General features: G+C 65.8%; 22 protein-coding genes. 11 read left to right on the forward strand and 11 right to left on the reverse strand.

Annotated features, from left to right (window positions below; all coding sequences use genetic code 11):
• Positions 1-253: 253 nt before the first annotated feature.
• Positions 254-1759 carry an MFS transporter gene (locus ACLMAJ_RS22570; RefSeq protein WP_412015952.1) on the forward strand — a complete coding sequence of 502 codons (1506 nt, stop codon included), beginning with the start codon at positions 254-256 and terminating at the stop codon, positions 1757-1759.
• 83 nt (positions 1760-1842) lie between these two features.
• Here ACLMAJ_RS22570 and ACLMAJ_RS22575 read toward each other — a convergent pair whose 3' ends face one another.
• The 3 genes from ACLMAJ_RS22575 to ACLMAJ_RS22585 form a co-directional block, all read right to left on the reverse strand.
• Positions 1843-3321 carry an aldehyde dehydrogenase family protein gene (locus ACLMAJ_RS22575; RefSeq protein ID WP_412015788.1) on the reverse strand — a complete coding sequence of 493 codons (1479 nt, stop codon included), beginning with the start codon at positions 3319-3321 and terminating at the stop codon, positions 1843-1845.
• Positions 3322-3473: 152 nt separating this feature from the next.
• On the reverse strand, positions 3474-4481 hold the full coding sequence (locus ACLMAJ_RS22580) for an LLM class flavin-dependent oxidoreductase (RefSeq protein ID WP_412015789.1): 1008 nt from the start codon (positions 4479-4481) through the stop codon (positions 3474-3476).
• A gap of 53 nt (positions 4482-4534) precedes the next feature.
• Entirely contained in the window at positions 4535-5308 is a 774-nt protein-coding gene (locus ACLMAJ_RS22585) for an enoyl-CoA hydratase/isomerase family protein (RefSeq protein ID WP_412015790.1), read from the reverse strand.
• A 292-nt stretch (positions 5309-5600) separates the two neighbouring features.
• On the opposite strand from ACLMAJ_RS22585, the gene ACLMAJ_RS22590 reads away from it, so the two are divergent.
• From ACLMAJ_RS22590 to ACLMAJ_RS22600, 3 genes are all read left to right on the forward strand, one after another.
• A complete protein-coding gene (locus ACLMAJ_RS22590; RefSeq protein ID WP_412015791.1) occupies positions 5601-5912 on the forward strand; it encodes a hypothetical protein in 312 nt (103 codons plus the stop codon).
• A 13-nt stretch (positions 5913-5925) separates the two neighbouring features.
• Positions 5926-7434, forward strand: coding sequence for a class I adenylate-forming enzyme family protein (locus ACLMAJ_RS22595; RefSeq protein ID WP_412015792.1), 1509 nt, complete (start codon positions 5926-5928; stop codon positions 7432-7434).
• A 188-nt stretch (positions 7435-7622) separates the two neighbouring features.
• Positions 7623-8423 (forward strand): SDR family NAD(P)-dependent oxidoreductase, encoded by an 801-nt coding sequence (locus tag ACLMAJ_RS22600; protein ID WP_412015793.1) that lies wholly within the window; start codon positions 7623-7625, stop codon positions 8421-8423.
• A gap of 75 nt (positions 8424-8498) precedes the next feature.
• On the opposite strand, the gene ACLMAJ_RS22605 is transcribed toward ACLMAJ_RS22600, so the two are convergent.
• On the reverse strand, positions 8499-9362 hold the full coding sequence (locus ACLMAJ_RS22605) for a mycofactocin-coupled SDR family oxidoreductase (protein WP_412015794.1): 864 nt from the start codon (positions 9360-9362) through the stop codon (positions 8499-8501).
• A gap of 457 nt (positions 9363-9819) precedes the next feature.
• Here ACLMAJ_RS22605 and ACLMAJ_RS22610 point away from each other — a divergent pair, with 457 nt between their 5' ends.
• Positions 9820-10863, forward strand: coding sequence for a phosphotransferase family protein (locus tag ACLMAJ_RS22610; RefSeq protein ID WP_412015795.1), 1044 nt, complete (start codon positions 9820-9822; stop codon positions 10861-10863).
• Between the two features lie 191 nt (positions 10864-11054).
• Here the strand turns inward: ACLMAJ_RS22610 and ACLMAJ_RS22615 are convergent, their stop codons facing one another.
• The 4 genes from ACLMAJ_RS22615 to ACLMAJ_RS22630 all read right to left on the reverse strand — a co-directional run bounded on the left by ACLMAJ_RS22615 (position 11055) and on the right by ACLMAJ_RS22630 (position 15680).
• Entirely contained in the window at positions 11055-11825 is a 771-nt protein-coding gene (locus ACLMAJ_RS22615; RefSeq protein WP_412015796.1) for an SDR family NAD(P)-dependent oxidoreductase, read from the reverse strand.
• 106 nt (positions 11826-11931) lie between these two features.
• On the reverse strand, positions 11932-12654 hold the full coding sequence (locus tag ACLMAJ_RS22620; protein WP_412015797.1) for an ABC transporter ATP-binding protein: 723 nt from the start codon (positions 12652-12654) through the stop codon (positions 11932-11934).
• 75 nt (positions 12655-12729) lie between these two features.
• Positions 12730-13539, reverse strand: coding sequence for an ABC transporter ATP-binding protein (locus ACLMAJ_RS22625; protein WP_412015798.1), 810 nt, complete (start codon positions 13537-13539; stop codon positions 12730-12732).
• Positions 13536-15680 (reverse strand): branched-chain amino acid ABC transporter permease, encoded by a 2145-nt coding sequence (locus ACLMAJ_RS22630; protein WP_412015799.1) that lies wholly within the window; start codon positions 15678-15680, stop codon positions 13536-13538. Before ACLMAJ_RS22630 ends, ACLMAJ_RS22625 begins: the two co-directional genes overlap by 4 nt.
• A gap of 220 nt (positions 15681-15900) precedes the next feature.
• Here ACLMAJ_RS22630 and ACLMAJ_RS22635 point away from each other — a divergent pair, with 220 nt between their 5' ends.
• Both ACLMAJ_RS22635 and ACLMAJ_RS22640 read left to right on the forward strand, forming a co-directional pair.
• Positions 15901-17151, forward strand: coding sequence for an ABC transporter substrate-binding protein (locus tag ACLMAJ_RS22635; protein WP_412015800.1), 1251 nt, complete (start codon positions 15901-15903; stop codon positions 17149-17151).
• 117 nt (positions 17152-17268) lie between these two features.
• Positions 17269-17967 (forward strand): DUF8020 domain-containing protein, encoded by a 699-nt coding sequence (locus ACLMAJ_RS22640; RefSeq protein ID WP_412015801.1) that lies wholly within the window; start codon positions 17269-17271, stop codon positions 17965-17967.
• Positions 17968-18134: 167 nt separating this feature from the next.
• Here ACLMAJ_RS22640 and ACLMAJ_RS22645 read toward each other — a convergent pair whose 3' ends face one another.
• The 3 genes from ACLMAJ_RS22645 to ACLMAJ_RS22655 are packed head-to-tail and all read right to left on the reverse strand — an operon-like array spanning position 18135 to position 21252.
• On the reverse strand, positions 18135-18881 hold the full coding sequence (locus ACLMAJ_RS22645) for an SDR family NAD(P)-dependent oxidoreductase (RefSeq protein ID WP_412015802.1): 747 nt from the start codon (positions 18879-18881) through the stop codon (positions 18135-18137).
• Positions 18878-20197 (reverse strand): acyl-CoA dehydrogenase family protein, encoded by a 1320-nt coding sequence (locus ACLMAJ_RS22650; RefSeq protein ID WP_412015803.1) that lies wholly within the window; start codon positions 20195-20197, stop codon positions 18878-18880. The genes ACLMAJ_RS22645 and ACLMAJ_RS22650 overlap by 4 nt, the downstream gene beginning before the upstream one ends.
• A gap of 35 nt (positions 20198-20232) precedes the next feature.
• On the reverse strand, positions 20233-21252 hold the full coding sequence (locus ACLMAJ_RS22655; protein ID WP_412015804.1) for a phosphotransferase family protein: 1020 nt from the start codon (positions 21250-21252) through the stop codon (positions 20233-20235).
• Positions 21253-21577: 325 nt separating this feature from the next.
• On the opposite strand from ACLMAJ_RS22655, the gene ACLMAJ_RS22660 reads away from it, so the two are divergent.
• The 4 genes from ACLMAJ_RS22660 to ACLMAJ_RS22675 all read left to right on the forward strand — a co-directional run bounded on the left by ACLMAJ_RS22660 (position 21578) and on the right by ACLMAJ_RS22675 (position 25490).
• A complete protein-coding gene (locus ACLMAJ_RS22660; RefSeq protein ID WP_412015805.1) occupies positions 21578-22342 on the forward strand; it encodes a crotonase/enoyl-CoA hydratase family protein in 765 nt (254 codons plus the stop codon).
• Positions 22343-22434: 92 nt separating this feature from the next.
• Positions 22435-23667 carry a CaiB/BaiF CoA transferase family protein gene (locus ACLMAJ_RS22665; RefSeq protein WP_412015806.1) on the forward strand — a complete coding sequence of 411 codons (1233 nt, stop codon included), beginning with the start codon at positions 22435-22437 and terminating at the stop codon, positions 23665-23667.
• A 147-nt stretch (positions 23668-23814) separates the two neighbouring features.
• Complete coding sequence (locus tag ACLMAJ_RS22670; protein ID WP_412015808.1) at positions 23815-25023, forward strand: cytochrome P450; 1209 nt, start codon at positions 23815-23817, stop codon at positions 25021-25023.
• Positions 25020-25490: a VOC family protein gene (locus ACLMAJ_RS22675; protein WP_412015809.1), complete on the forward strand. Its 471-nt coding sequence runs from the start codon at positions 25020-25022 to the stop codon at positions 25488-25490. Before ACLMAJ_RS22670 ends, ACLMAJ_RS22675 begins: the two co-directional genes overlap by 4 nt.
• Positions 25491-25500 lie beyond the last annotated feature (10 nt).

Genomic DNA, 25500 nt, shown 5'->3' on the forward strand with positions numbered 1-25500 from the left:
TGCTACACGGATAATCACCTCGTCGATGCCGGTTTGTACGCAACGATAAGGAAATTCGGCCGCCGGAATTCCCGCTGAGTGGAAAGTCCGATATGCGGTAGGTCGTAGAGGAGTTGTGATGTGCATTACGCAACCTGCCCAGCCCTGAGCTACGGCAGCTGCGCTCATATCTGCACTGCACTGCACGGCTCGACTTGCTAGGCGCGATCCAGAAATCGAGAGTCCCGAGCAGGAACCCGAAAGGACCTCGATGATGGAATCCGCTACAAAGCCAGGCGAAATGCCTGGTGCCGAACAGAATTGGACGCCGAAGCTGATCTTCTCGATGGCGTCGATGCTGCTGCTGCTCGAGGTGCTGACAGTCAGTTACATCATGATCTCGATGGCGATCCCGGGCATCGCCGCGCATTTCCAGACGACACAGGGTGCTTGGCTACTCACCTCGATGCTGTTGGTCGGGGCGGTAACGGGCCCGCTGGTCGGCAAGCTCGCCGACATGTACGGCAAGCGCAAACTGCTGCTGCTCTGTGTCGTCGTGGCGACCGTGGGATCGTTGCTGTCCGCCGTCGCGTCCAGCTACGCGATGCTGGTGGCCGGCCGGGCGCTGTCGGGCGTGCTGATTCCGTGCGTCTTCCTGACCTATTCGCTTATCCGGGATATCTTCCCGACCAAGACGATTGCGCTCGCGGTCAGCATTGTCACCAGCGGCCTCGGCCTGGTCGCCATCCCCGCGCCGTTCCTCACCGGCTGGTTCCTCGACAACCACGGCTGGCGCAGCATCTTCTGGTTCTTCGTGATCGCGATGGTGGTGTTCGGCGCCATGATCTTCGTCAGCACCAAAGAATCCGCCGTGCGGCTGCACTCCAAGACCGATTTGCTGGGCGCGGTGCTGCTCGGCGCGGGTATCGCCGGTGTTCTCATCGCACTCAGCTTCGGTCCGACCTGGGGCTGGACCAACGGATCGACCCTGGCCTACCTCGTCGGCGGGATCATATTGCTGGTGGGCTGGCTGGTGTCGGCCGGAATGGTCGCCGCCCCGCTGGTCGACCTGGCCGTCCTGCGCGAGCGGCCGGTATGGGTGACCGCCTTAGCTTCCGGTATGGCCTACGGCTGTAGTGCCCTGTTCACCATCCTGCTGCCGATGATGGCCATGACGCCCGCGGTGATGGGACTCGGCTACGGATTCGGTGTCAGCGCAAAGGGATTCGCGGTCTTTCAAGCGCCGATCGGTGGCATGGTCGTGGTCGGCGGTGTCATCGTCGGCATCCTGGTCGGCCGCAATGTCCGGCCGCGCCTGCTGATGATCCTGGGTCTGCTGATGTTTTCAGCGGCGTTCTTGTGCACCGCGCTGAGCCACACTGACAAGCCACTGCTGCTCGTCTTCGCGGGCCTGGCCGGTCTGGGTATGGGCTTGGCCTACGCGGCGGTGCCGAACCTGTTGATCGAGGCGGTTCCGCCCCAGTTACAGGCCAGCACCGCGAGCATCGTCAGCGTGGCGCAGAGCGTCATCGCGTCGATTCTGCCCGTGCTCGCATTCACCGTGATGAACAACTCCTATATCGCTCCGTTCCCGCCGGAGCTGACGCACGGCGCAATCCTATACACCGACAAGGGATTCCAGATCGCCTTCCTGATCGGTGCGGCGGCGTCGGGTATCGGCGCGCTGCTCGCGCTGCTGCTGCCCCGCCGGATCGCGCAACTAGAGGTTCCCGCCACCCAGATCACCGACGACGACCATGAGGTGGCTTTCGCACACTGATAGTTCGTTCTCTGACACGAACCGGGCCGCCCGTGCGAAAAACGCACGGACGGCCCGGTTTCGGCTGCGAACGAGCCGATCCCTCAGCGGGCGGCCCAGGTGATGGCTTTGGTCTGCAGGTATTCGTCGAGTCCGAACTCGCCCCACTCCCGGCCGAGTCCGCTCTGCTTGTAGCCGCCGAACGCGGTACGCGGATTCACCCCGGCGCTGCCGCCGTTGATGGTTACGCCACCGGTGCGGATCTGCGTCGCGATGTTGTGCGCGGTCGCGGTGTCGGCGCTCCACACCGCACCGGCCAGCCCGTAGGGACTGTCGTTGGCGATCCGGACCGCCTCGTCATCGGTGCGGAACGGGATGACGACTCCGACCGGGCCGAAGAACTCCGTTTGCGCGATCGTCATCGAATTGTCGACATCGGTGAAAAGCGTTGGCTCCAGGAAATAGCCCCGATCGAGACCGGTGGGCCGACCGCCGCCGATGACGATCCGGGCACCCTCCTCCTCGCCGGTGCGGATCAGCTTCTCGACCTTGTCCCGCTGTGCCGCGCTGATCAAGGGGCCCATCGTGGTCGACGCATCCGCCGGATCGCCGACGCGGACCGCGGCCAGGCCCCGGCGGATCCGCTCCACCAGGTCATCGTGCACGGATTCGTGCACGATCGTGCGGGTCAGCAACGAACAGCCCTGCCCGGCGTGAGTGGTAATGCCGACGACCGCGGACCGGACAGCCCCGTCGAGATCGCCGTCGGCGCGCACGATGCTCGCGGACTTGCCGCCGAGCTCGAGGATGACCTTCTTCATGGTGGCCGCGGCCTGGGTGTAGACCATCCGCCCGACGGTGTCGGATCCGGTGAAGCTGACCAGGTCCACCATCGGATTGGTGGTCAGCTCCTGCCCGGTCTCGATATCACCGGTGACGATATTCAGTACACCCGACGGCAGCCCGGCCGCGTCGGCGAAGTCACCGATCAGCAGGACTTCCAGCGGCGTGGTCGGCGCGGGCTTCAGCACCACGGTGCAACCGGCGGCGAGGGCTGGAATCAGCTTCATCATGCTGAGGAAGAACGGGAAGTTATAGGCCGAGATCAGCGCACAGACACCGAAGGCCTCGCGCCTGAATTGGCCTTGGAAGACGCCCATACCCGACGCGATGGTCGGCTCCATCGGTCGTTCCCACGCGAAGGCCGGCATCACTCGTTCGGCCATATCGCGCAGATGCGATACCGGAAGCCTGGTCTGGAGGGTCTCGGCCAGGCCGCGCACCGAACCTGCCTCCGCCATATTGACGGCGGCCAGTTCGGGCAGACGACGTTCCATTTCCTCGGCCATGCGCAGCAGCACTTTGGCCCGCTCGGCGGGTTTCATCCGCGGCCATGGGCCCTCGTCGAAGGCCCTGCGCGCCGCTTCGATAGCGCGCCGCACATCGGTGAGCGTGGCTTGGGGGATCTCCGCGATCCTCTCCTCGGTAGCCGGATTGTGCACGAAGACCCGCGTATCCGACTCGCCATCGCTCCAGTGCCCGTCGATGTACAGCTGCGAAGAGAACGAGTACGCCGTCGTCATGTGCTTTCTCCTGATTGCCCGCAGTACGTCGTTGCGGCGGCCGGGCTTACGGGGAGCATCGACCGACGATCATTTCAAAGTGTACTGAATTATGGGACTGAGATTCGGTGTCTCCCGGCTGCCGGCCTCGCTCGCGTACGGCTGTTCGCCGATCAGTTTTCGGCCGGGACGGCGTCGATCAGGGCCAGGCTGGCGGTGGCGTAGGCGGTGCGGCGTTGGCGGCGCACGAGATACGAAGGCGGGGCGAAGTATCCGACGTCGCGGGGCAGCGACTCGGCGCGGCGCTTCAGGGTCTCGCGGGCTTCGGCGGTAGTGCCGCAGACGGCGATCTCGGTGAGCATCTCGTCGGTCACGGCCGCAGCCATCGCGTCCATATCGCCGGCGCGAAATGCCTTACGCAACTGATCGACCGGGCCCTCCCAGCCGTGATGGGCGACGTAGGGATCGTAGGTCTTGACGGTGAGATAGAAGGCGATCATGCGCCGGGCGTCGGCGATGGCGCGTTCGGGTGCGGCATCGTCGACGGCGGTGATGATCCAGCCGTGTTCCAGTGCGGATTCGGTGCGACCGTCCGCGGTCGCACCGCGCTCGACGGAGGGGCGAACGACATCGTTCCACCAGGAGTGGGTGAACAGCCCGTGCCCGATCACGCCATCGGCGACCCGGCCCGCGGTCGCGGCCATGCGGGTATTGAAACCGGCGAGCAGGATCGGGATATCCAGCCGCCCGAATACCGGCGCCCGGACGTCGGCGTCGATCGAGTAGAACTCGCCGGAGTACCGGATTTTCTCGCCGTTCTCCGCGTGTAGCCAGGCGCGGATGACATCGACGGTCTCGGCGATCCGGTCCACCGGGCGATCGGCGGGCACGCCGAACCAGTCCCGGTTGATGCGGAAGGCGGCGGTCCCGAGTCCGAGGAATAGTCGGCCAGGCGCCTTCGCGTGCAGCTGACGCAGGGCGGTTGCGTGTGCGTACGGAGTGCGGGCGAATGCGTAGGCGATGGCTGGGCCGACCAGGGCGCTTTCGGTATCGGCGACCATGTCGGCCAGATTGAGGTAGGCGTCGTGGTCGGCGAAGTCTCCGGTGCAGAACGCGCCGACACCGGCCCGCTCGGCCTCGCGGGCGACGTCGCGACCGGGCCATGGCATACCGAACCGCATCAGAGATCCTCCTCAAAAACGTATACTCTTTTTATGGCGAAGCTACGGGACTGTCAGCGCAACGTCCACTTCCGCCGGGGCACGGTGGCGCGGTCCACCTCGGCCTTGCCGATCGGATTGCCGATCTGGGTATAAGACAGTCCGGTGCGCAATGCCTGGGTGCGCCCGGTATCGAGCGATTCCCAGATCGCACGCACGGTGCCCTGGATCGCGGCCGGCGGTTTGGCGGCGATGATGCGGGCAAGCTCGTCGGCGCGATCCCAGAGTCGTTCGCGGGCAAGCACCTCGCTGACCAGGCCGATTTGCATGGCGCGCTCCGGTGACAGGCGTTCGTCCAGGCCGAGCAGTGCGATGCGTAAGGTCTCACCGAGCGGGATGCGCCGAGCCAGTCCGATCGGCTCGAGTGCGGCGGTCATTCCGTAGCTGACGTGCGGATCGAAGAATGTCGCATCGTCGGAGCAGATGATGATGTCGGCCTCGTTGAGCCAATAGAACGCGCCGCCGGCAGCCATCCCGTGCACCGCGCAGACCAGCGGTTTCCATACCTGGTTGAGTTTGGGCGACAGGTACTCGCCGGGGTCGACCTGGGACCAGACGTTCGGATGGCGGTCGATGCCGACCTTGACGTCCATGCCGGTGCAGAACGCCCGATCACCCGCCGCGCGCAGCACGACGACATAGATATCGTCGTCGTCCTTGACCCTTTGCCAGAGATGCCCGAAATCGTCGAGCATCTGCTGGTTGAAGCTGTTCATCGCTTCCGGTCGGTTGAGGGTGATCGTCGCGACGTGGTCGGCTACGTCGAACAGGACGGTCTTCGGCTCCATTCGGCAACTCCGTTCATGTATCGGCTGGTAGGCGGGTATTTCCGGGCAATGCCGGAGTAGAGTACAACGAATTATCCTGCCGACGACGCTGTCGCCCCGCCCATCGGGAAGGCGATAGCGGCACTCGCCCGAAAGGTGGTGGCCGGGCGAGCTCGGGGCCGTGAGCCCCGCGCGGCTTCATTGCACGATCGAGTCTTAATCGTATACTCTTCTCGGGTCCCCGGATGTTCGGAAGCAGCTGTGTTCGAACGATGGCCGGGACGCAATGACGAGATCCGTGGAGGTAGCTGCGATGAAGCCGAACGTGGGGCAGATGCTTGCCAGCACGGTCGACGCGACGATGGTGATCGTCGTGCGCTGGCCGGAGAACGATCTGGAAATCACTTGCGGCGGAGCGGCGATGGTGGATCCGAAGGGGCCGGAAGCCGGCTTCGTCGGGAGTGCCGACCCTGGGCAGATGGCCGGTTCCCAGCTCGGCAAGCGCTACGCCGACGACGAGCTCGGCGTGGAATTGCTGTGCACGAAGGCGGGGCAAGGCACGTTGGCATTGAACGGAACCGCTCTGCCACTCAAGGGTGCCAAGCCGCTGCCGGCTTCGGACTGAGCGCGGGCGATCGATGAATATCGCGATGCTGCTGGATATGGCCTCCGATGGTTTCGGCGACCGGGTAGTCGTCGGACGCACCGAGGACGGGATGACGCCCGAGTGGTTGCGCGAACTGTCCGCGGGCGGTGCCCGAGCGGTCCGCTCGGCCGGTGCCGATGCCATCATCTACCTCGCGGTGAACGGCCCGGCCTTCCAAGTCGCTCTGTTCGCCGCGGCTCGCGCCGGTGTGCCGTTGGTGCCGCTGAACTATCGGCTCGGCAGTGCGCAACTCGACGCGCTGCTGGCGAATCATCCACGCGCGCTCGGCATCGCGGACCCGGACCAGGCCGACGCGTTGCGCCGTGCGGGGTTGCCCGCGCAAAGCCCGCAGCAATGGCTGGCCGCAGCGGCCTGTGCGGGCGACGACGGTGCGGACTTCCCGGCCGACCCCGAGGCCCCCGCGGTGCTGATCTACACGAGCGGGACGACCTCGGCGCCGAAGGGCGTGCTGCTGCGACACCACAACCTGGTCTCGTATGTATTCGGGACGGTGGAGTTCGCCGCCGCGGACGCTGACGACGCGGCGTTGATGAGTGTGCCGCCGTACCACATCGCGGCCGTATCGAACGCGCTGACGAATCTGTATGCGGGTCGGAGGGTGCTCACCCTGGAAGATTTCACTCCCAGCGGCTGGCTCGAACTTGTACGGGCACAACGTATTACCAATGCGATGGTGGTACCGACCATGCTCGCCAGGATCGTCGACGCGGACGGGCTCGACCGGTCGGTGCCTTCGCTGCGGGCACTCGCCTACGGCGGCGCCAAGATGCCGGTGCGGGTGATCGAGACCGCGTTGCGCGAGTGGCCGCATGTCGACTTCGTCAATGCCTACGGGCTGACCGAAACCTCGTCCACGATCTCGGTGCTGGGACCCGGGGAACATCGGGCCGCCGTCGCCAGCGACGATCCTCACGTTCGCGCTCGGCTCGGTTCGGCGGGCCGGCCGGTGCCTGGCATCGAACTGGAGGTCCGCGGCGAGCGCGATGAGATCGTCGCGGCGGGGGAGCCCGGGCAGATCTGGGTGCGCGGCGAGCAGGTCTCGGGGGAGTACGCGGGGCAGGGCTCCGCGATCGATGAACGCGGCTTCTTCCACACCCGTGACCACGGTCGCCTGGACGCCGACGGCTACCTCTACATTGATGGCCGCGTCGATGACACCATCATCCGGGGCGCGGAGAACATCGCGCCCGCTGAAGTCGAGGACGTTCTGCTGCGCCATCCGGACGTGCTCGACGCCGTCGTCGTCGGCGTCCCGGACGAGGAATGGGGCCAGCGCATCGAGGCGGTCGTCGTCACCCGTGACGGTATAGCGATCGACGCCGAGCAACTGCGCGCGGTGGTGCGAAAGTCGTTGCGTGGCGCGAAGACTCCCGACCGGATCACCTACTGGCCCGAACTGCCCCGCACCGCGACCGGCAAACTCGTCCGCCGCGATATCGTCACGACGTTGACCGCCGATCGGAAAGCGTCCCTCGGCTGATCCGCATACGACGGGGCGTCCGGACTGCCGCGGCATTACTCGCCGCGGTGCCGCAATCGTCCACGCGGCGTCCGAGCGTGCCCGCGGATATGTGTGGCGACGACCGTATCCGCGCACTGAATCAGTACAGAAGTTGGTGCTCCGCGAGCGGATGCGTAATCGGCAAGAGCGATAAGGGAGTACAGATTATGGTGGAAACCCGGGCGCGAGCAGATATCGACGCGATTTCCGCAGGCAAACCGCTCGCCGGTCGGCGTGCGGTGGTGACCGGTGCGGCCAGCGGAATCGGTGCGGCGGCGGTGGCCTCCTTCCTCGCGGCCGGCGCGGAGGTCGTCGGCCTGTTCCACACCACACCGCCACCGGACGAACTGAAGGCCCGGTGCGCATGGGTGGTTTGCGATGCGCGCGACCGCGGTTCGGTCGGCGCGGCATTCGAACAGGCCGCGTCCACACTGGGCGGACTCGATGTACTGCTGCACGCGGCCGGCACCTGGCAGCCGAGTACACCGGATTCGCTGACCGATGACGAGCTCGATCAGGTCCTCGACACGAACCTCCGCTCGACCATCCTCACCAACCAGGCGGCGTTCGAGCATATGCGCGAAAGTGGCGGGCACATCATCAATCTCGGCTCGGGTGAGGGCGTTCGCGGGAATCCGATTGCACCGCATTACGCGATCGCGAAGGCCGGGGTGCACGCGTGGACCCGGTCCGCGGCAACGGCGTGGGGGAAGTTCGGGATCACCGTCAATGCTCTGGCCCCTGCAGTCGATACAGCGAACGCCGACCGGCTCTGGAAGCACCTCGGCCCCGACGGCACGGCGGCAATGAAAGCGGGCCTGCGGGCGACCATGCCGCTGCGGGGTGAGCTCGGTAATCCGGCAACCGATCTCGGTCCGGTCATGGTGTTTCTGGCCGGCACCGGCTCTCGGTTCATGACCGGTCAGCTGATCGCGGTCAACGGCGGATTGCAGATGCTCGGGGCCTGAAGCCGTCCCCGACCGACCGGCGGCCGGTCGGGATCGCCACACTCTGCGGGCCGCATATCGGCGGGTGGGTGCGGGTCATCGGTTGGTGCGGCCCAGGTCCACCGGGAGTTGAATTCCGGTGACGTGGCGGGCCTCATCGGAGGCCAGCCAGGCGACGGCGACGGCGATATCGTCGACGTGGCTTTTGGGGTCGGGCAGGCTCGGCAGGTACAGCGGCATCTGGTTCGGGGATGCCTCGATGAATTCGAACAGCTCGGGGACGCGCAGATCGGTGTCCACACCGTGCGGGATCACGGTATTGACCCGGATCCGGTATTCGGCAAGCTCGTTCGCGAGGGTCTTGGCCAGTCCGACGACACCATGTTTGGCGGCGACGTAGGCCCCGAGGAACGGCAAGCCCCGCACGCCAGCGACCGATCCGGTGAATACGATGCTACCGCCGCGCCGCTGCTCGAGCAGGATCGGCACGGTCGCCTTCACCGTATGGAACGCACCGGTGAGGTTGACGTCGATACTTTCGCGCCAGTGCGCGGCGTCGATCTCCCAGGTCGGGGCGGCGGTGGTCATACCGGCGTTCGCCACGACGACATCGAGGCCGCCAAGCTCGGCGACACCCGCACGAACCGCGGCGGCCAGGGCCTCGAAGTCGCGAGTGTCGACCTCACGGGCGACGATCTTGCGGTCGTACTTCTCCACCAGAGCAACGGTTTCGGTGAGATCCTCGGGTGTCGCGCCCGGATATTGGGTGGTCTCCAGCGTGCGGCAGATATCGAGCGCGATCACATCGGCCCCCTCGGCGGCGAATCGCACGGCCTCGGCCCGGCCCTGCCCCCGTGCCGCCCCCGTGATCAAGGCGACCTTGCCGACGAAACGGCGGGCGTTGGGTGTCGTGGGTGGCGGCGGTGCGGGTATGGCGTCGCCGTGCTCTGGTGTCGTCATCGACGATTCCCTTCCGTTGGCCCGGCGGCGCGGCAAAGCCGACCGAGTTCGTCCAATGTACCAATTAAGGATAATTAATACACTGCCCGATGGTCGTTGTCATTCGACAATACCGAGGACGTGGGCGATACCGCATCCGGAGCGAGGGTGTATTCGTTTAGAACAGGCACCTGAATAGGGCCTTACTGTCACGGTTCCAAGTGTGTGGTCCGGATACGAGCCGGGACCAGCACGAAAGAGAAGGAGCGGGCAATGCCGCTCACTGCACTGGCGGGCGGATCTGAAGGACAAACCTGCGATCGTGCACGGGAGATCGAGGCCGTGCGGGAGTCTCGGCCACGATATGCCCCGGCTACCGAGCGGCAAAATCCTGCGACGTGAGCTGAGGACCGGCTACGAAGCCCAGGCGGCGTCGACGCTGTCATCCGCCTGGATTTGAATAGTATACTCTTTATGAATGGCGGGAATGAGTGATGCGAGCGTTGTCACGAACAGTCCAGGTTTGCTGCGGGACTTGACCGAGCGCACAGCCGTCGCAGTGCGCGGATGGAATTCCGGTGCCGCCATCGTGCACATCGAACCGCTTACCGGCGGCTCATCGAGCCTGACGTACGTGGCCACCCTGTCCGGTGTTCCGGTCGGGTACGAGCGTGTCGTACTGAAAGTCGCGCCACCCGGCCTGCCGCCGGTGCGCAATCGCGACGTGCTGCGTCAGGCTCGGATCATGCTGGCGCTGGCCGGACAGCCCGGCGTGCGGGTACCCGCGGTGCTGTTCACCGACGCGGGCGCGCCACCGGACAGCTCGCCGTTCGTAGCCATGGAACTGGTGCCGGGGACGTGCGTGGAACCGGTCCTGGCCCCGCGCGGGGTTGTACCGGCCGAACAGGTGCGGGCCCGGGCTTTCGACGCGGCACGGATGCTTGCCGACCTGCACCGCGTCGATCCGTGCCAGACCGTGGCGGCGGACGAACCGGCCGTCCCGCTCGGCGCTGAAATAGACCGGTGGACAAAGGCTTTCGCGACCATACCCGGCGACCTGCGCGCCGGGTACGAGGTGGTCGCCAACCGGCTGCACGCGATGACGCCCGCCGCGATGACGCCGGTGTTCATCCATGGTGATTACCGGCTCGGCAACACACTGTGCGCGGCGGACCGGATCACCTCGATCATCGATTGGGAGATCTGGGCGCTCGGCGACCCCCGGATCGATGTGACCTGGCTGGCCTTCTTCACCGACGACGCCCGGCATCCGGCATCGCTGTCGGACGAGCCGACGGGGATGCCGAGCAAGGCGGAACTGGTCGCGGCCTACGAGCAGGCACGCGGCGAGCCGCTGCGAAACCTGCTGTGGTTCGAGGCGCTGACCAAGTACAAGGAATCCGCCGCGACCGCGCTGCTGATCAAGCGGGCGCGTAAAGCCGGGCAGTTGAACGATATGCACCGGCGGATGCTGCCCGCGTTGCCAGTGCTGCTGGATCAGGCGATGGATCTACTGGGCTGAGACTGGGCGAAGCGACGGGACCACGGGTTTATCGCCGGGCGGGCAGCAGGGCTGCTGGTTGAGGCCGAGCGGGAGTGGACCACTGGAGTGAGGCGAAGGCGTGGCGGTGGGACCGCTGGTCGAGACCGGGCGTGGCGGTGGGCCGCTGGGTTCGCCGCCGTGCCGGATCCCTGCCCGGCGGACCGGGCGATCTACACTGATAGTGCGAAACCGCCCGTTACGCGCAAGGTTTCACCGGTGACGAAGGATGCCTTCGGTGACACCAGGTAGAGCAGCGCCTCCACGATGTCGCGCTCCTCGCCCTCGCGCTGCAGGATCTGCTGTGCCATCACACGTTCGACTTCACTGGAAGCCAGCTCGGCCCGGATGGCATCGGTGAAAATGAGGCCCGGCGCGATCGCGTTGACCCGGATGCCGTCGGCCGCGAGCTCGTGCGCGAACTCCATCGTCAGGCCGCGCACGGCGAGTTTGGAGACACCGTAGGCCGCACGGTTCCCGTAAGCCGCCGATGATGAGATATTGATGATGGAGGCCCCGTCACGTCCGCTCATGGCCTGCTTCGCCGCGAGGGTGCAGATGATCACGCCCATTACGTTGACGTCGAACAGCCGCCGGGTCGCGGCGAGTCCGAGTTCGGCGAAGGGCCTGTTGTAGGCGGCATGCAGGCCCGCGTTGTTGACCAAGATATCGAGACCGCCGTGGCGTTCGGCGATCTCATCGATCAGCTCGCCGACCCGGGACTCGTCGGCCACATCGCAGGCGACTCCGATCGCACTCGCACCGCCGGCGGTGAGTTCCGCGGCGGCGGATTTCGCGACATCGCCATCGATATCGGCAAGTACGACATGCGCACCGCGCGCCGTCAACGCGGTACCGAACGCTTTACCGAAACCGCGGCCGCCACCGGTAATGAATGCGACCTTGCCCTGGTGCTCGTTGCTGGTCTGCTCGTTGTTCGTCATTTGAACTCCTGTGTTTTCGGACGCGGGCGGGTCGTGACCGGTCGCTCGTAAAATCCGCTCCGTCGCCGCGAATCGGGTGGTATGTGAGGTCATGGTGGGGTTGGGATCAGGCGGCGGTCGCGTCGCCGAGATAGCGGCGCAGCAGTTCATCGCCCGCCTGGTCGGCCGCGCCTGCCCAAGCGATCCGCCCACGCTGCAGGATCAGGCAGCGATCGGCGAAAGCCAGTGCGCGGCTAGCGAATTGCTCGATCATGATGACGGCGACACCGGCGGCCCTCGCCCGCTGCAGACTCTCGAAGACCACGTCGACCATCTTGGGTGCGAGGCCCAGGGACATCTCGTCGGCGATAACCAACGTTGGGTCGACCATCAACGCCCTGGCCAGGGACAACATCTGCTGTTCGCCACCGGACAGGGTGCCCGCGGCCTGCCGCCGTCGCTGTCCGAGCACGGGGAAGATCTCGAACGCCTTCTCGATGGCGGTCGCTCGCTGTCGTCTGTCACATGCGGTAGCCATGCGCAGGTTTTCCAGGACGGTCAGCGTCGGGAAGACACCGCGCCCCTCGGGTAGGTGGACCAGACCGGTCCGTCGAATCTCCTCGGCTGCTGTACCCGTGATGTTGCGGCCGTGGAGTTCGATGCTTCCGGCGGTGGGAGTCACGAGCCCGGATAGGGCTCGTGCGAGTGTGCTTTTACCGGATCCGTTGGGGCCGAGGACGGCGAGCGCGCTGTTCGGTTGCACGTCGAAGGTCACCGACTGCAAGGCGTGCGCCGGACCGTAGCGGACGGCCAGGTCGCGGACGGCGAGCAGGGCAGGGGTGGTTGTCATGCCGAGGTCTTTTCCGTTCGATGGGCAACGATCGGGCGCTACGTGGCTACGCATGCTTCCTCCATGCCTGAGCTCTCATGCCGTGTTCCCTTCCGGGCCCTCGCCCAGATAAGCCGCGCGCACAGCGGGATCCGCGCGGACTTCGGCGGGCGTGCCGGCGCTGATCTTCACGCCGAAATCGAGGACGTGGACGACATCGCTGAGCCCGAGGACAAGGTCGACATCGTGCTCGACCAGTAGCAGTGAGACGCCGTGATCGGCGACGACGCGAGTGAATGTGGCTGCGAGCTCGTCGGTTTCGCGTGCATCCAGACCCGATGACGGCTCGTCGAGCAGCAACACATTCGGATCGACGGCCAACGCCCTGGCGATCTCGACGAGCCGGCTGGTGCCCAGCGGCAATCCGGCGACCGGCTGATCGGCCTGTCCACTCAGATGCAGCGCGGCGAGGATTTCGTCGACCCGCGCGTCCTCCTCAACGGCGGCGCTCCGGAAGCCGCCGGCGGTGATCAGATCGGTCCAGATCCGGCGGCGCGTGTGCCGCACTCGGTAGCCCAGCACCACGTGTTCGCGAACGGTCAACCCCGGGAACAGTTCTGGATGCTGGAACGTGCGAGCGAGGCCACGCCGAGCCCGCGATTGCGCGCTGGCCCCGGTGACGTCTCGGCCGTTCATCAATACCGCACCGGAACTCGGTGTGAGCAAGCCCGAAAGAACTGCGAACAACGTGCTTTTGCCCGCGCCGTTGGGGCCGACGAGGCCGACGATGGAAGCTGGTGGCACCTGCAGATCGACGTTGTCGAGAGCGACGAGTCCACCGAATCGGACGGTTACGCCCTTGGCCTCGATCCGCGGCAGGGTGGTGTCGGTCGCGGTGGGACTCATGCCGGATCTCCTGGGGTCAACAGTTTCTCCTCGGTGCCCTTGTGATTCATGTCGTCGGCACAATGTTGGTCCGGGCGCCCCCGCGCGGACGTCGGCGACTCGGAATCGTGGGTCTCGAACGTTGCTGATTCGGAGCTCATGGGCTCGGTCCTGGTGGACTCTGAGGTCGCGGACTCGGTTCTCGTGGACGTGGGTGTCGCGGGCTCGGGATCTCGAACGGCGGCCCGCCGATGTTCGAGCCATTGGCTAACCGTGCGCAGTTGCCCGGCGTGCATAGCGATGATGCCGTCGGGGTTGCGGGCGAGCGTGATCGCGCCGAGTCCGAACATGATGACGGGGATTTCGGCCCAACTGGTCGGCAGGTAGGTCTGGAAGACTCCGGGGAGCATTGTGAAGGCCACTCCGGCGACGAGCGCGCCCATGATCGACCGCGAACCCACGGTGACCAGAACCGCCAGCCAGATCAGTCCGGTGAACGGGTTGAACGAATCAGGTAGCGCCGATTGGTAATTCAATGCGATGAAGCCCCCACCGATAGCGGCCACGAAGGTGGCGACGCCCGATACCAGCACCTTCACCTGCAGGATGCTCAGGCCCAACGTGCGTGACCCCGCCTCGCTCGACCGGACCGCCGCGACCGCCAGTCCGGCGGTCGAGCGGCGCAGATTGAGGACGATCACGCCGAGTACGACGAACACCGCGAGCGCGAGCAGCGCGAAAGTCTTATTGTCCGAGGCCCATTCGGGACGCGGCAGGTAGATGCCCTGGCCGGAGTTGTAGAAACCGTCGCGCAGGAAGACCAGGTTCTGCGCGAGTAGGCCGAACGTCAGTGTCACCAGGGCGATATACAGATTGCCGAGGCGGATCGTGAGTATCCCGAGTATCACGCCGATCGGTACCACGCACAATCCGCTGACCAGGACCGCCGCCAAGGGAGACCAGCCGGAGTTCGTGGTGAGCTCGGCGGCGAGGAGCGCGCCGAAACCCGCGAAGGTGATCTGGCACAGCCAGATCATCCCGCCCTCACCGGTGACAAGGGTGTAGGACAGCAGCGCGATCGCCAGCGCGATGCCCGCCGCCGCGAGACCGGTCCAATATTCGTCGAGGACCAGCGGCAGGGCCGCGACGACGGCCAGCGTCACCAGCGGCGCGATGACCACGGCCGTCGGCCGGATCCGCCCGGCTCGGCGCGTGCTCGCGCCTGTAGACGCTCCAGAGTCGGCCGTATGGATCGCGCGATCCAGGGCTCCACCCGCCGTGGTGTCACCCGCCTGCCCGCGTAGCGCGTAGTAGAGCAGGAATGCCAGCATGAATACGAACGGGATACTAGGCACGATCTGCGCCGCGAACGGGCTCTGCGGATCGAGGTAGCGCTGGATCACGCTGGTGACGACGCCCATCGCGAGCGCGACCCCGACGGCCATCGGCAGGCTGCGCAGCCGAGCCGCCACCACCGCGGCGAACGCGGCCGCCATCAGGAACGTCATACCGTCCACCGTCAGCCCCGCAGTGGGTGCGATGAGCACTCCGGCGAGTCCGGCCAGCAACGCGCTGAACGCCCACACGCCGAGCGACACCCGCGTGGGGCTGACACCGGACATCGCGGTCAGGGCCTCGGAGTCCACGAGTGCTCGGATTTTCAGGCCGACATCGGTATACCGGAGCAGTCCGGTGCCGACGGCCAGGACCACGATCAGTCCCGCGTAGGTGATCAGCTGGTTCATGTCGACGACCGCCCCGAACAGGTGGAACGTCCGCAGTGGTTGTGGTGCCAGTCCGGGGGCGGTGGCGTTCGCGAGATGGCCGAGAACGAGGTTGACCAGAGGTGGCAAAGCGACCGAAAGACCGATGGTGGCGACGATCTTGACCAGTGGTGAGCGCAACCGCAGATAGCGGAAGAGCAACGCGTACAAGGCGATACCCAGCGCCGGGCCGAACAGCCCGATCGCGACGACGGCCGCGAGCGGCAGCGGCCAACCGTGTTCGACGTTGAGGAAGTAGTAGACGCGGGCGACGGCGAACGCCATGGCCCCGAACGCGAAATTGAACACGCCCGACGAGACATAGGTGACGACCAGCGACGCCGCGGCGATCGCGTAGATGGCCCCGAGGGCCAGGCCGACGAAAACGTAGGAGAGCAACAGCGGGCTCCTGTTCGGCGCTCAGGTTGATTGCGTTCGGAGGTTGACGGTGCTCCGAGGTTTGTATTGAGGGTAAGAGTGCGCTAATAAAGGGTCATCGTCAACCATTGTCCGTAGATTCTCGACGAAAAACAGATACAAAGGGTACTGAATATGCTCCACTGTCCGTGGACGTTGATCGGCAAGGGCGCCGGATCGGCGACGGATATGAGGAGTACGAATGCGCAGAGTTGGTGCGATCGCGGCGGGAGTGTGCGCCGCAACGCTGGTTTTGTCCGCGTGCGGCGGCAGTTCGTCCGGTGCGGGGGATACGAGCGGGCCGGTGAAGGTGGGCGTCCTGACCTCGCTGAGCGGGACCGGCGCCTCGCACTGGACCGGCGCCGAGAGCGGGGTCAAGGCGCGGTTCGCCGCCTATCAGGCGGCTGATGGCAAATGCGCCGCGCGCGGTTTCGACGTGGTCATGGGCGACGACACGTCCTCGCCGCAGGGGGCGCTGACCGCCGTTCAGAAGCTGGTACAACAGGACAAGGCGTACGCAGTACTGCCGGTGAGCACCTACTTCTTCGGGGCCGGGCAGTACGCGGGCACCCAGGCCAAGGCGACACCGTTCCTCGGCGCCGCCTTCGACGGCGGTGATCAGTGGTTCAACACCAAATACGACAACTTGTTCGCGGGTATGTCGGGTACCGACTGGAACAAGACCGCCACCACACTGGGCGACTACTGGAAGAAGCTCGGCGGCACCAAGGCGGCGGTCGTCGGCTATAACGTGCCGAGTTCGTCGAAGGCCGCAGAAGGGGCGGTGCTGTCGGCCGAACATGCGGGGCTCGCGCGGGGCTATGTCAGCGAGCGTGTCGCGGTCGGGAGCACCGATGTCGGCGCCGCCGTGCTGGGCATCAAGGAGTCCGGCGCCGACGTGCTGTACGCCCCGATCAACCCCGAGACCGCGTTCGCACTGGTGGCCGGTCTGCGTCAGGCAGGGGTCGAGATGAAATCGGTGCTGCTGGCCACCGGCTACGGCGCCGAACTGCTGCAGTCGGCGCCGACCATCGCGGCCGCTCAGGGTGTTGGCTTCCTATCCTCTTATGCGCCAGTGGAATTGAACACCGACGCGACCCGTGCGTGGTCGGCGTCGCTGCAGCAATTCGCTGGCGCGACCAACGGCATTCCGTCGTTCTCCCAGGCGGTCGGCTGGATCAGCGCGGATCTACTCATTCACGGGTTGGAACAGGCGGGTTGCACGGCGAGCCAGGCGCAGTTGAAGGCCGCGCTGCGCGCCGACAAGACCTGGACCGCAGGCGGCTTGTTCACCAAACCCGCCGACTTCCAGAATCCCGGGTCTTACGCGGTCGGTGGCCCCGGAAACTGCACCTACGTCTCGGTGCTGCGCGGCGACAAGTTCGTGCCGGACGCGAATGCCGCACCGGCATGCGGCGAGTTGATCCCCGACGTGAAGGTCGTGCCCAAGTAGGACGCGGTCCGCGTCCAGGATTCGGCGAAGCGGCCGATGGTCCATGGCGCGCTACTCGCCCCAGGTTGTTCCTCGTGCACCGCAGCCCGAGGGATTTACAAAAGAAAGAAGAATCCGATGAGGAAGATTGCAGCTACCTGCACATTGCTGGTAACAGCGCTCGGCATCACCGCCCAATCAGGGGTTGCATTGTCGCAGCCCGATGACAATGTCGCCTTCACGACACGGACCACCGAGCAGGCGACGGTCATCACCACCGAGGCCGGCTCGATAGTCGTAGAGGACGGTGTGTTCAAGATCAAGGCGGCCAACGGCGTCACCCTGGCGGGTACCGAATTGAAGTTCCGCGTCGATGATTTCGAATTCCCGATCGCCGCGGAGATCACCGATCGAACCGCGACACTGACCCCACAGTTCGACATGGCGAACGCGGCCTACAAGCCCGTCGCGCTGCCGTATGAGGATCAGGCGCCATGGAAATCGCAGTACGACCGTGAGCAAGCGGCCTTCGGTCGCATGATGGGAACCGTCACGATGGGCGCCACCATCGGCGGCATCGTGGGCGGCATCGGCGGCGGCGCGATCGGTTGCGTCCTGGGCGGTATCGCCGGTGCGACCGTCGCCTCGGCGACCATCGTCGGTCTGTTCGGCGCGTTCATCCCGGCCGCCGCGATCGGTTGCATCGGTGGCATCGTCGCTATCGGTGCGATCGGCACCCTGGCCGGTCAGTTGTTCATCGCCGCACCGATGGCGATCATGGCGGTGGCGCAGTACTTCACCACCATCAACCAGCCGATGCCCGCACCGGCCAAGTAACACAGGCCCTCTGGCCCTTCTGCCCCGCCCGGTACCCCTCACCGGGCGGGGTTCGGGCATTCCGAGGGCCTTCGTCCGCGGTAGGAGTGTGAGTGGCGTGTCCGGCACCGTGAGAAAGGGCCTGCCGCCAACCTTTTCGGCATGCGGCAGGCGCCTTGGCATACGGGTCAGTACAGTCCGCCGTCCACCCGGATCAGCGCGTTGGTGGTGTAGCTGGAGGCATCGCTGGCCAGATACAGCGCGGTACTGATGATTTCCTTCGGTTTGCCGGGGCGCCCCAGCGCGCTGCGCGTGTTCTGCCGAGCCTCCTCGCGCCAGGATTTGGAGATATCGGTCAGGAACGGGCCCGCCGAGATGGTGTTGACCCGGACCTTCGGGCCGTATTCCTGAGCGAAGACGGTAGTCAACACGTTGAGCGCCGCCTTGGCTCCGGCGTAGGGCCCGAATCGGGGCTGCGGCAGTAGCGCCCCGGAGGAGGAGATGTTGATGATCGAGCCGCCGTCGCCATCGGCCATCCGCCGCCCGATCAGCGAGGCGAGCCGGAACGGGCCCTTGAAATTGACGCCGATCACCTTGTCGAACAGGTCCTCGCTGGTCTCCTCGGAGGACGGCGCCACCGGTGACATACCCGCATTGTTGACCAGGATGTCGACTTTGCCGAATTCGTCGTACGCGGCATCGGCGAGCCTGCCCAGGTCATCCCAGTGGCCCACGTGCGCCGCCACCGGCAACGCGCGACGGCCGAGGTCGCGGACCTCTTTGGCGACTCTCTCGCAGGCGTCGAGCTTGCGACTGGTGATCACCACATCCGCGCCCGCGGCGGCGAAGGCGCGCACCATCTCCAAGCCGAGGCCGCGGCTGCCGCCGGTCACGAGCGCGACTTTGCCGGACAGATCGAATAGATCTGAGCTCATGCGTTCACCTCACCGCTGAGGGTGCCGTCATTGATGATGTGCGCGTAGCGCTTTCGCGCTTCCTCGAGCTTCGGCGGGATGTGCTCGCTGGGGAACAGGCCCTCGGCGGGCCGATACTTTTTCAAGATCTGCTTGGCGACCGTGGTGCGGTGCACTTCGGTCGGGCCATCGGCCAGGGCCAGGTTCGGCGCGGCCATCCACCATTTGGCAAGGGGCAGTTCGTTGGTGGTGCCGAGCGAGCCGTGTAGGTGCAGCGCGCGCTGGATGATGTCGTGCAGCACCTTGGCCATCGCGACCTTGCACATCGCGATCTGGGTGCGGGCGGCGCCGTGCGGCTGGGTGTCGATGATCCACGCGGTATGCAGCACCATCAGCCGGTACTGCTGCAATTCGATCCAGGAGTCGGCGATGAACTGCTGAACGGCCTGCTTCTCGGCGAGCAGGGTGCCCTGGGTGCGCCGCGAGAGCGCGCGCTCGGCCATCATGTCGAAGGCGCGGGTGCATTTGCCGACCGAGCGCATCGCGTGATGAATCCGTCCGCCGCCGAGGCGAGCCTGCGCCACCTTGAAGCCCTCGCCTGGGCCGCCCAACATGGCGTCGAGCGGGACTCGTACCTGGTGGTAGCGGATGTAGCCGTGGATGCCCTCATCGAGGGAGTCGCGTTCGTCCATGGTGCCGACATTGCGCTTGATCTCGATGCCGGGTGTCTCGGCGGGCACCACGAACATCGACATCCGGGCGTGCGGGGCGGCGTCGGGGTCGGTGACGGCCATGACGATGAGGAACGCGGCGAACTTGGCGTTGGAGGAGAACCATTTCTCCCCGTCGATCACCCATTCGTCGCCGTCGCGCCGGGCACGACAGACGAACTCCTTCGGATCGGCGCCGCCCTGCGGCTCGGTCATCGAGAAGGTGGAGACGATATCGCCGTCGAGCAGGGGTTGCAGGTAGCGAGCCTTCTGCTCGTCGGTGCCGAACATGGCGAGAATTTCGGCATTCCCGGTATCGGGTGCGGCGGTGCCGAAAACCGTTGGCGCCCAATAGGAGCGGCCGAGGATCTCGTTGAGGTAGGCAAGTTTGACCTGGCCGTAACCCGGTCCGCCCAGCTCGGGTCCGAGATGGCAGGCCCACAAGCCCTGCGCCCGGACCTGCTCCTGCAACGGCCGCAGGATCGCGCGCGCCTTTTCGTTGCGCGTGTCATACGGATCGCCGCCGTGCGGGAACAGCAGGTCGAGCGGTTCGACCTCCTTGCGGACGAATTCCGCGGCCCAGTCCAGCTTTACCTGGAACTCCGGTTCGATCGAGAAATCCAACATCGGTCCTCCGAATAGGAATCAGTGGGTGAGACGAGTCAGTGGTCGAGATGGGCCAGCGCGGCGGTGAGCAGCAGTGGGATTCCGCCGCGCATCCGTTCGACTCGCTCGGTGACCTGGTCGCGGCGTTCGGCGTTCTTGACCAGCAGCGCGGACGCGGCGGCCTGTTTATAGCGGACGATGGCGTCGAACCAACCGAGGTCGGCTACGAGTGCGCCGTTGGCCGCCTCGTACCTGGCCAGCAACTCATCGGGCTCGAGTGTGGGGGCGTTGGGGGCGATCGCCGTCGGATGGGAGGGATCCGACATCAGCCGCAGCCAAGCGAGGTCCAGGCGCGGATCGCCGATCGACCAGATTTCCCAGTCGATGACCGCGTGTACCTGATCACCGACACATTGCATATTGCCCAGTCGCCAGTCACCGTGTAGCACCGCGGGCCGCAGCGGCGCGGGGACCGCGGTTGTGAGCAGTCGTCGGCAGTCGAGTTCGGCTGATGCTGTGGACTGTTCGAGCTCACAGGTGGCGAAAGCCTTCGTCCAGCGCTCGACCTCGGCTTCGAGCGAGGCGGCCGGTTCATCGATGCCGAGCTTCGCTGGGGCGACGGCGTGCAGGGCCGCGAGCATGCGGGCGGCTGTCGCGGCCCGGCCGCGCACCTGTGTCCGGGACGGACGCTGTTCGACCGCGACGTGGCGGGGTTCGTAGCTCTCGCCGTCGGCGAAGGACATGACGAACAGCGGCGGCACTTCCGGTGGTGAGCCGGTATCGGTTCCCAACACGCGCGGCACGGCCAGATCGGCCACTTCGGTGAGCGCGGTAAGCAACCGGGCCTGGCGCAGCACATCCCGGTTGCGGACCGGGGCGAGACCGGGTGGGGCGACCTTGACCACGACGCGCGTGTCCGTGTCCGCCGTGGCGGAATAGGTGAGGCTGGACGCGCCACCGGTCAGTTGAACCAGGTCTCGCAATGTCGCGCCGACCGCTCGTGCAGCGCGCGCGGAAATATCCGCGGGGTCGGCTATCCCGATCCTCGGTCGTTCCGCTTGTTTTTTGTCGGCCATATGTGACCCTTCGGCCATGCCCACTCCGTCCGTCACGATCGCCGAGTCGGACCGGACCGGCCGGTCCGGCGCAACGTGTACCACCGTAAGAGAGTGTGATTCTAATGGGGTTGTCATTGAACAGTACACTGTATTTCTGTCTTGAGTCCACGTGCGCACGATGCCGGAACGGAATCTCGACGCGACGGATAGGACCTTCGAGCAGGTCATGTGGTGAACGACGCGCCAGTCCGCTCGTTGTGGCGCATGTTAAATAAGTATGCGAAATTGGATGTACTGTTCGTTGACGAGCCGTCGGCGCAGGCCGCCGGGTGAAGGAGTGGACGTGTCGGACGAGGTGCTGGTCGAACGTCGTGGTGCGGTGCAGGTCATTACGATCAATCGCCCGGCGGTGAAGAACGCGCTGAACGCGGGTGTGGCCGCGGGTGTGGCCGCGGCGGTCGATGAGTTGGACGCGTCGGACGAGTTGCGGGTCGGTGTACTGACCGGTGCGGGCGGGACGTTCTCAGCGGGGATGGATCTCAAAGCGTTCCTGCGTGGTGAGAGCCCGGCGATCGAGGGGCGCGGGCTGTGCGGGATCACGATGACTCCGCCCCGGAAACCGTTGATCGGTGCGGCCGAGGGGTGGGCGCTGGCAGGCGGTTTCGAGCTTCTGCTGGCCTGTGACCTCGTAGTAGCCGCGCGCACCGCGCGTTTCGGTGTGCCGGAGGTGAAGCGGGCGCTGGTGGCGGGCGCTGGTGCGGCGCTGCTACTGGCCCGGCGGGTGCCTTTCGCTATCGCGCTCGAACTGTTGCTGACCGGTGAGCCGTTCGGTGCGCAGCGCGCCGCCGAGATCGGCTTGATCAACCGGCTCACCGATGAGGGCGGCGCACTCGACGGCGCGCTGGAACTGGCCGAGACGATCGCGGCGAACGGCCCGCTCGCGGTGGCGGCGACCAAGCAGATCGCCCGCTCCGGCGCCGACTGGACCACGGAGCAGGGCTGGGCGAATCAGGTCGAGATCACCGGCCCCGTCTTCGCCTCGGCGGATGCCGAAGAAGGTGCCACCGCGTTCACCGAAAAGCGTGCACCTATCTGGAAAGGGCGTTAGTAGATACCTCTCCATAATTATTGGGGATACTGTTATTTTTGGGGTTGTACCGCCTGACCGGCAACCCTTCGACGCAACGAGGAGCTTGTCCGATGCACAAACCGATGGAGGGCGTGCGCGTTCTCGAAGTCGCGCAGTTCACCTTCGTTCCGGCGGCCGGTGCGGTGCTGGCCGACTGGGGCGCCGACGTGATCAAGATTGAGCACGCCGAGCGGGGCGACGGCCAGCGTGGGCTCTCGCGCGTGCTCGGTTATGCCGGTGGCAGCGCCGGATCGTCATTCTTCCCGATAATGGAAGGTCCGAACCGTGGCAAGCGCAGTGTTGGCCTGGCCCTCGAAAAGCCGTCCGCGCGCCGTGTGCTCGAGGAGTTGATCCGTAACAGCGACGTGTTCCTCACGAACTTCTTGCCCGAATCGCGGGCGAAACTGGGGATCGACCTCGAGGATGTGCGGGCGATCAACCCCGACATCATCTACGTGCGTGGCAGTGGTTTCGGCGTCCGCGGACCCGAAGCGGGCAAGGGGGGTTACGACAGCACCGCCTTCTGGGCGCGGGGCGGTAGCGCCGCCGGGGTCACCCCGCCAGGGGCGGAGCGCATCACGCGGATGCCGAGTGGGGCCTACGGCGATTCGATGGGCGGTTTGACCATCGCCGGTGGTATCGCCGCCGCCCTCTATGCTCGCGCGACCACGGGCGAGACGTCGGTACTGGACGTCTCGTTGCTCGGAGTCGGTGCTTGGGCAACGCAATTCACGGTCAACCTCGCGTTGATGTCCGGCGGCCCGCTGCCGGTCAACACGCCGCCGAAACACGGCTCGGCCACTAATCCGCTCATCGGGGCCTACCGCACCGCGGATAGGCGGTGGATCGAGCTGTCGATGCTGCAACCCGGTCGCTACTGGCCGGAATTCTGCCGGCTGGCCGGGCGCCCGGAACTCGTCGACGACGAACGTTTCGACAGCGCCGACAAGCTGATGGCCAACGCGGGCGCTGCCGCGGAGATCGTCGCCGAGATCGTCGCGGCTCGTCCCTACGCCGAATGGGTCGAGATCCTCGGCCGCGGCGAAGGGCAATGGGCCGCAGTACAGAACGCGTGGGAGGTCGGCCAGGACCAGTCGCTGCGGGCCAACGGCCTCATCGCGCCGGTCGTCGACGCCGAGGGCGTGGATCGCGAACTGGTCACCAACCCAGTCCAATTCGACGAAACCCCGGCGACCCTTACCCGGGCCCCACTGTTCGCCGAACACACCGATGAGGTGCTGCTCGAGCTGGGATTGTCCGAGGACGAACTCATCGCGCTCAAGATCGACGGCGCGGTCACCTGATCTCATCTGAGGAAAGTGACCTCTTTTCTGGAAATTGCCGTCCGCTGAGCGGGAATTAGCCGGATCAACAACAAAAGAGGTTACGCAATTGCTGTATTGCCCGGTATATTCGAACCCCGGTACCGCAGCGTTTCGAGAGGATCCGCGATGAGCACGAAGCTCGAGCCCGAGGGCACCTATGACGGTGTACCCGCCTATCACTTCGACAACCGACTGGGCGGACCGGTCCTGAGCCACCAGCAGCGATGGGACGAGATCGCCGGCAGCCATACGGGTTTCCGCAGCACCATCGCCAGCGGCTACTGGGTGATTACCGAGGGCCAGGCGGTGCAGGAAGCGCTGCAGGACTGGCGCCGGTTCTCCAACAAGTCGGTGACGGCACTCAATCCGGACCCGAAGTTCCTGTGGATTCCAGAGATGTTGGATCCGCCCGTGCACACCATCTGGCGGCGGCTCCTCGGCACAGACTTCTCGCCGAAGGCGATCGCCGCCCGCGAACCGGAGGTTCGCCAGGTTGCGGCCGACATGATCGATCAGTTGCTCGAGCGCGGCGAAGTCGATGTCCTCGACGAATTCGCCCGCCGGTTTCCCACCCTGATCTTCATGCGCCTGATGGGCCTGCCCGAACAGGACCTGGGCATATTCCTCGATTGGGTGCACGACCTGCTGCATCTGACCTACGCCGAGGATCCCGAGGGCGTCCGCCAGCTCAGTGCCATGACCGCGGTATCGGACTATTTCGCCGAGCAGATCGCGCTGCGGCGCGAGGCTCCTCGCGACGACCTGCTCTCGCGCGTGTTGACCTGGCAGATCGACGGCGAGCCGATCAGCGACTACGACATGCACGCGTTCTGCATCCTGATGTTCCAGGCCGGGTTCGATACCGTCCCGATCTCCATCGGCTGGGCGCTTTATCACTTCGCCACCCATCCAGAGCAGCGCACGGCGATCATCGAGGATCCCTCGCTCATCGCGATGGGGGTGGAGGAGATCCTGCGGGTCTACTCCTTCGTCGTCCCGGCCCGCAAAGCGACGGTTGATACCGAAATCGGTGGCTGCCCGGTCAAAGCGGGCGAGATGGTGATGCTGCCGCTCGCGGTGAGCAACCGCGATCCCGAACGTTTCGACAACCCGCTGGACGTGGACCTGCACCGCGAGCAGAGCAACCACATCGCCTTCGGATCGGGTCCGCACCGCTGCCTCGGTTCCCATCTGGCCCGCCTCGAGCTGAATGTGGCGGTCGAGGAGTGGCATAAGCGGATCCCCGAGTACCGATTGGCCCCCGGGCAAGAGCTCGAGCAGCACGGCAATATGTACGGCATCCAGTCCCTGCGGCTGCGGTGGGTGACGGCGTGAACCATCCATTACGGGCATCGGATCTGTTCCACACCGGCATCGTGGTGCCGGATCTCGAAGCGTCCAAGAACGCTATGAGCGAGGTCGCGGGCTACCGGTGGACCGAGACCATGGCAGGCGAGCTGCCGGTCCGCATGGCCGACGGCGAGCGGGTGCTGCGCCTGGAGTACTGCTACTCGCTCGACGGCCCGCATATCGAACTCGTGCAGGCGATTCCCGGCACACCGTGGACGGCGTCGCCGCGCGGCGCGACCCACCACCTCGGCTACTTCTGCGACGACGTACCGATCACCGCGAAACTGCTCGAGGAGTCGGGTTTCTTGCTCGAGGCGTGCGCGGTGATCGACGGCGCGCCCTCGATCTTCGCCTATCTCCTCGACCCGTCCGGCGTGCGCATCGAGATCGTCGAGCGCGCACGGATGCTGCCGGACTTCGACGCCTACCTACGCTCACATACCCCGCGGTGATCTCGTTGCA

The sequence above is a fragment of the Nocardia arseniciresistens genome (genome assembly GCF_046764875.1).
Classification (GTDB): domain Bacteria; phylum Actinomycetota; class Actinomycetes; order Mycobacteriales; family Mycobacteriaceae; genus Nocardia; species Nocardia arseniciresistens.

Bases quoted from the DNA above. Each gene is read 5' to 3' on its own strand.
- ACLMAJ_RS22570 (WP_412015952.1), top strand. From the start codon at position 254: ATGGAATCCGCTACAAAGCCAGGCGAAATGCCTGGTGCCGAACAGAAT.
- ACLMAJ_RS22575 (WP_412015788.1), bottom strand. From the start codon at position 3,321: ATGACGACGGCGTACTCGTTCTCTTCGCAGCTGTACATCGACGGGCAC.
- ACLMAJ_RS22580 (WP_412015789.1), bottom strand. From the start codon at position 4,481: ATGCGGTTCGGTATGCCATGGCCCGGTCGCGACGTCGCCCGCGAGGCC.
- ACLMAJ_RS22585 (WP_412015790.1), bottom strand. From the start codon at position 5,308: ATGGAGCCGAAGACCGTCCTGTTCGACGTAGCCGACCACGTCGCGACG.
- ACLMAJ_RS22590 (WP_412015791.1), top strand. From the start codon at position 5,601: ATGAAGCCGAACGTGGGGCAGATGCTTGCCAGCACGGTCGACGCGACG.
- ACLMAJ_RS22595 (WP_412015792.1), top strand. From the start codon at position 5,926: ATGAATATCGCGATGCTGCTGGATATGGCCTCCGATGGTTTCGGCGAC.
- ACLMAJ_RS22600 (WP_412015793.1), top strand. From the start codon at position 7,623: ATGGTGGAAACCCGGGCGCGAGCAGATATCGACGCGATTTCCGCAGGC.
- ACLMAJ_RS22605 (WP_412015794.1), bottom strand. From the start codon at position 9,362: ATGACGACACCAGAGCACGGCGACGCCATACCCGCACCGCCGCCACCC.
- ACLMAJ_RS22610 (WP_412015795.1), top strand. From the start codon at position 9,820: ATGGCGGGAATGAGTGATGCGAGCGTTGTCACGAACAGTCCAGGTTTG.
- ACLMAJ_RS22615 (WP_412015796.1), bottom strand. From the start codon at position 11,825: ATGACGAACAACGAGCAGACCAGCAACGAGCACCAGGGCAAGGTCGCA.
- ACLMAJ_RS22620 (WP_412015797.1), bottom strand. From the start codon at position 12,654: ATGACAACCACCCCTGCCCTGCTCGCCGTCCGCGACCTGGCCGTCCGC.
- ACLMAJ_RS22625 (WP_412015798.1), bottom strand. From the start codon at position 13,539: ATGAGTCCCACCGCGACCGACACCACCCTGCCGCGGATCGAGGCCAAG.
- ACLMAJ_RS22635 (WP_412015800.1), top strand. From the start codon at position 15,901: ATGCGCAGAGTTGGTGCGATCGCGGCGGGAGTGTGCGCCGCAACGCTG.
- ACLMAJ_RS22640 (WP_412015801.1), top strand. From the start codon at position 17,269: ATGAGGAAGATTGCAGCTACCTGCACATTGCTGGTAACAGCGCTCGGC.
- ACLMAJ_RS22645 (WP_412015802.1), bottom strand. From the start codon at position 18,881: ATGAGCTCAGATCTATTCGATCTGTCCGGCAAAGTCGCGCTCGTGACC.
- ACLMAJ_RS22650 (WP_412015803.1), bottom strand. From the start codon at position 20,197: ATGTTGGATTTCTCGATCGAACCGGAGTTCCAGGTAAAGCTGGACTGG.
- ACLMAJ_RS22655 (WP_412015804.1), bottom strand. From the start codon at position 21,252: ATGGCCGACAAAAAACAAGCGGAACGACCGAGGATCGGGATAGCCGAC.
- ACLMAJ_RS22665 (WP_412015806.1), top strand. From the start codon at position 22,435: ATGCACAAACCGATGGAGGGCGTGCGCGTTCTCGAAGTCGCGCAGTTC.
- ACLMAJ_RS22670 (WP_412015808.1), top strand. From the start codon at position 23,815: ATGAGCACGAAGCTCGAGCCCGAGGGCACCTATGACGGTGTACCCGCC.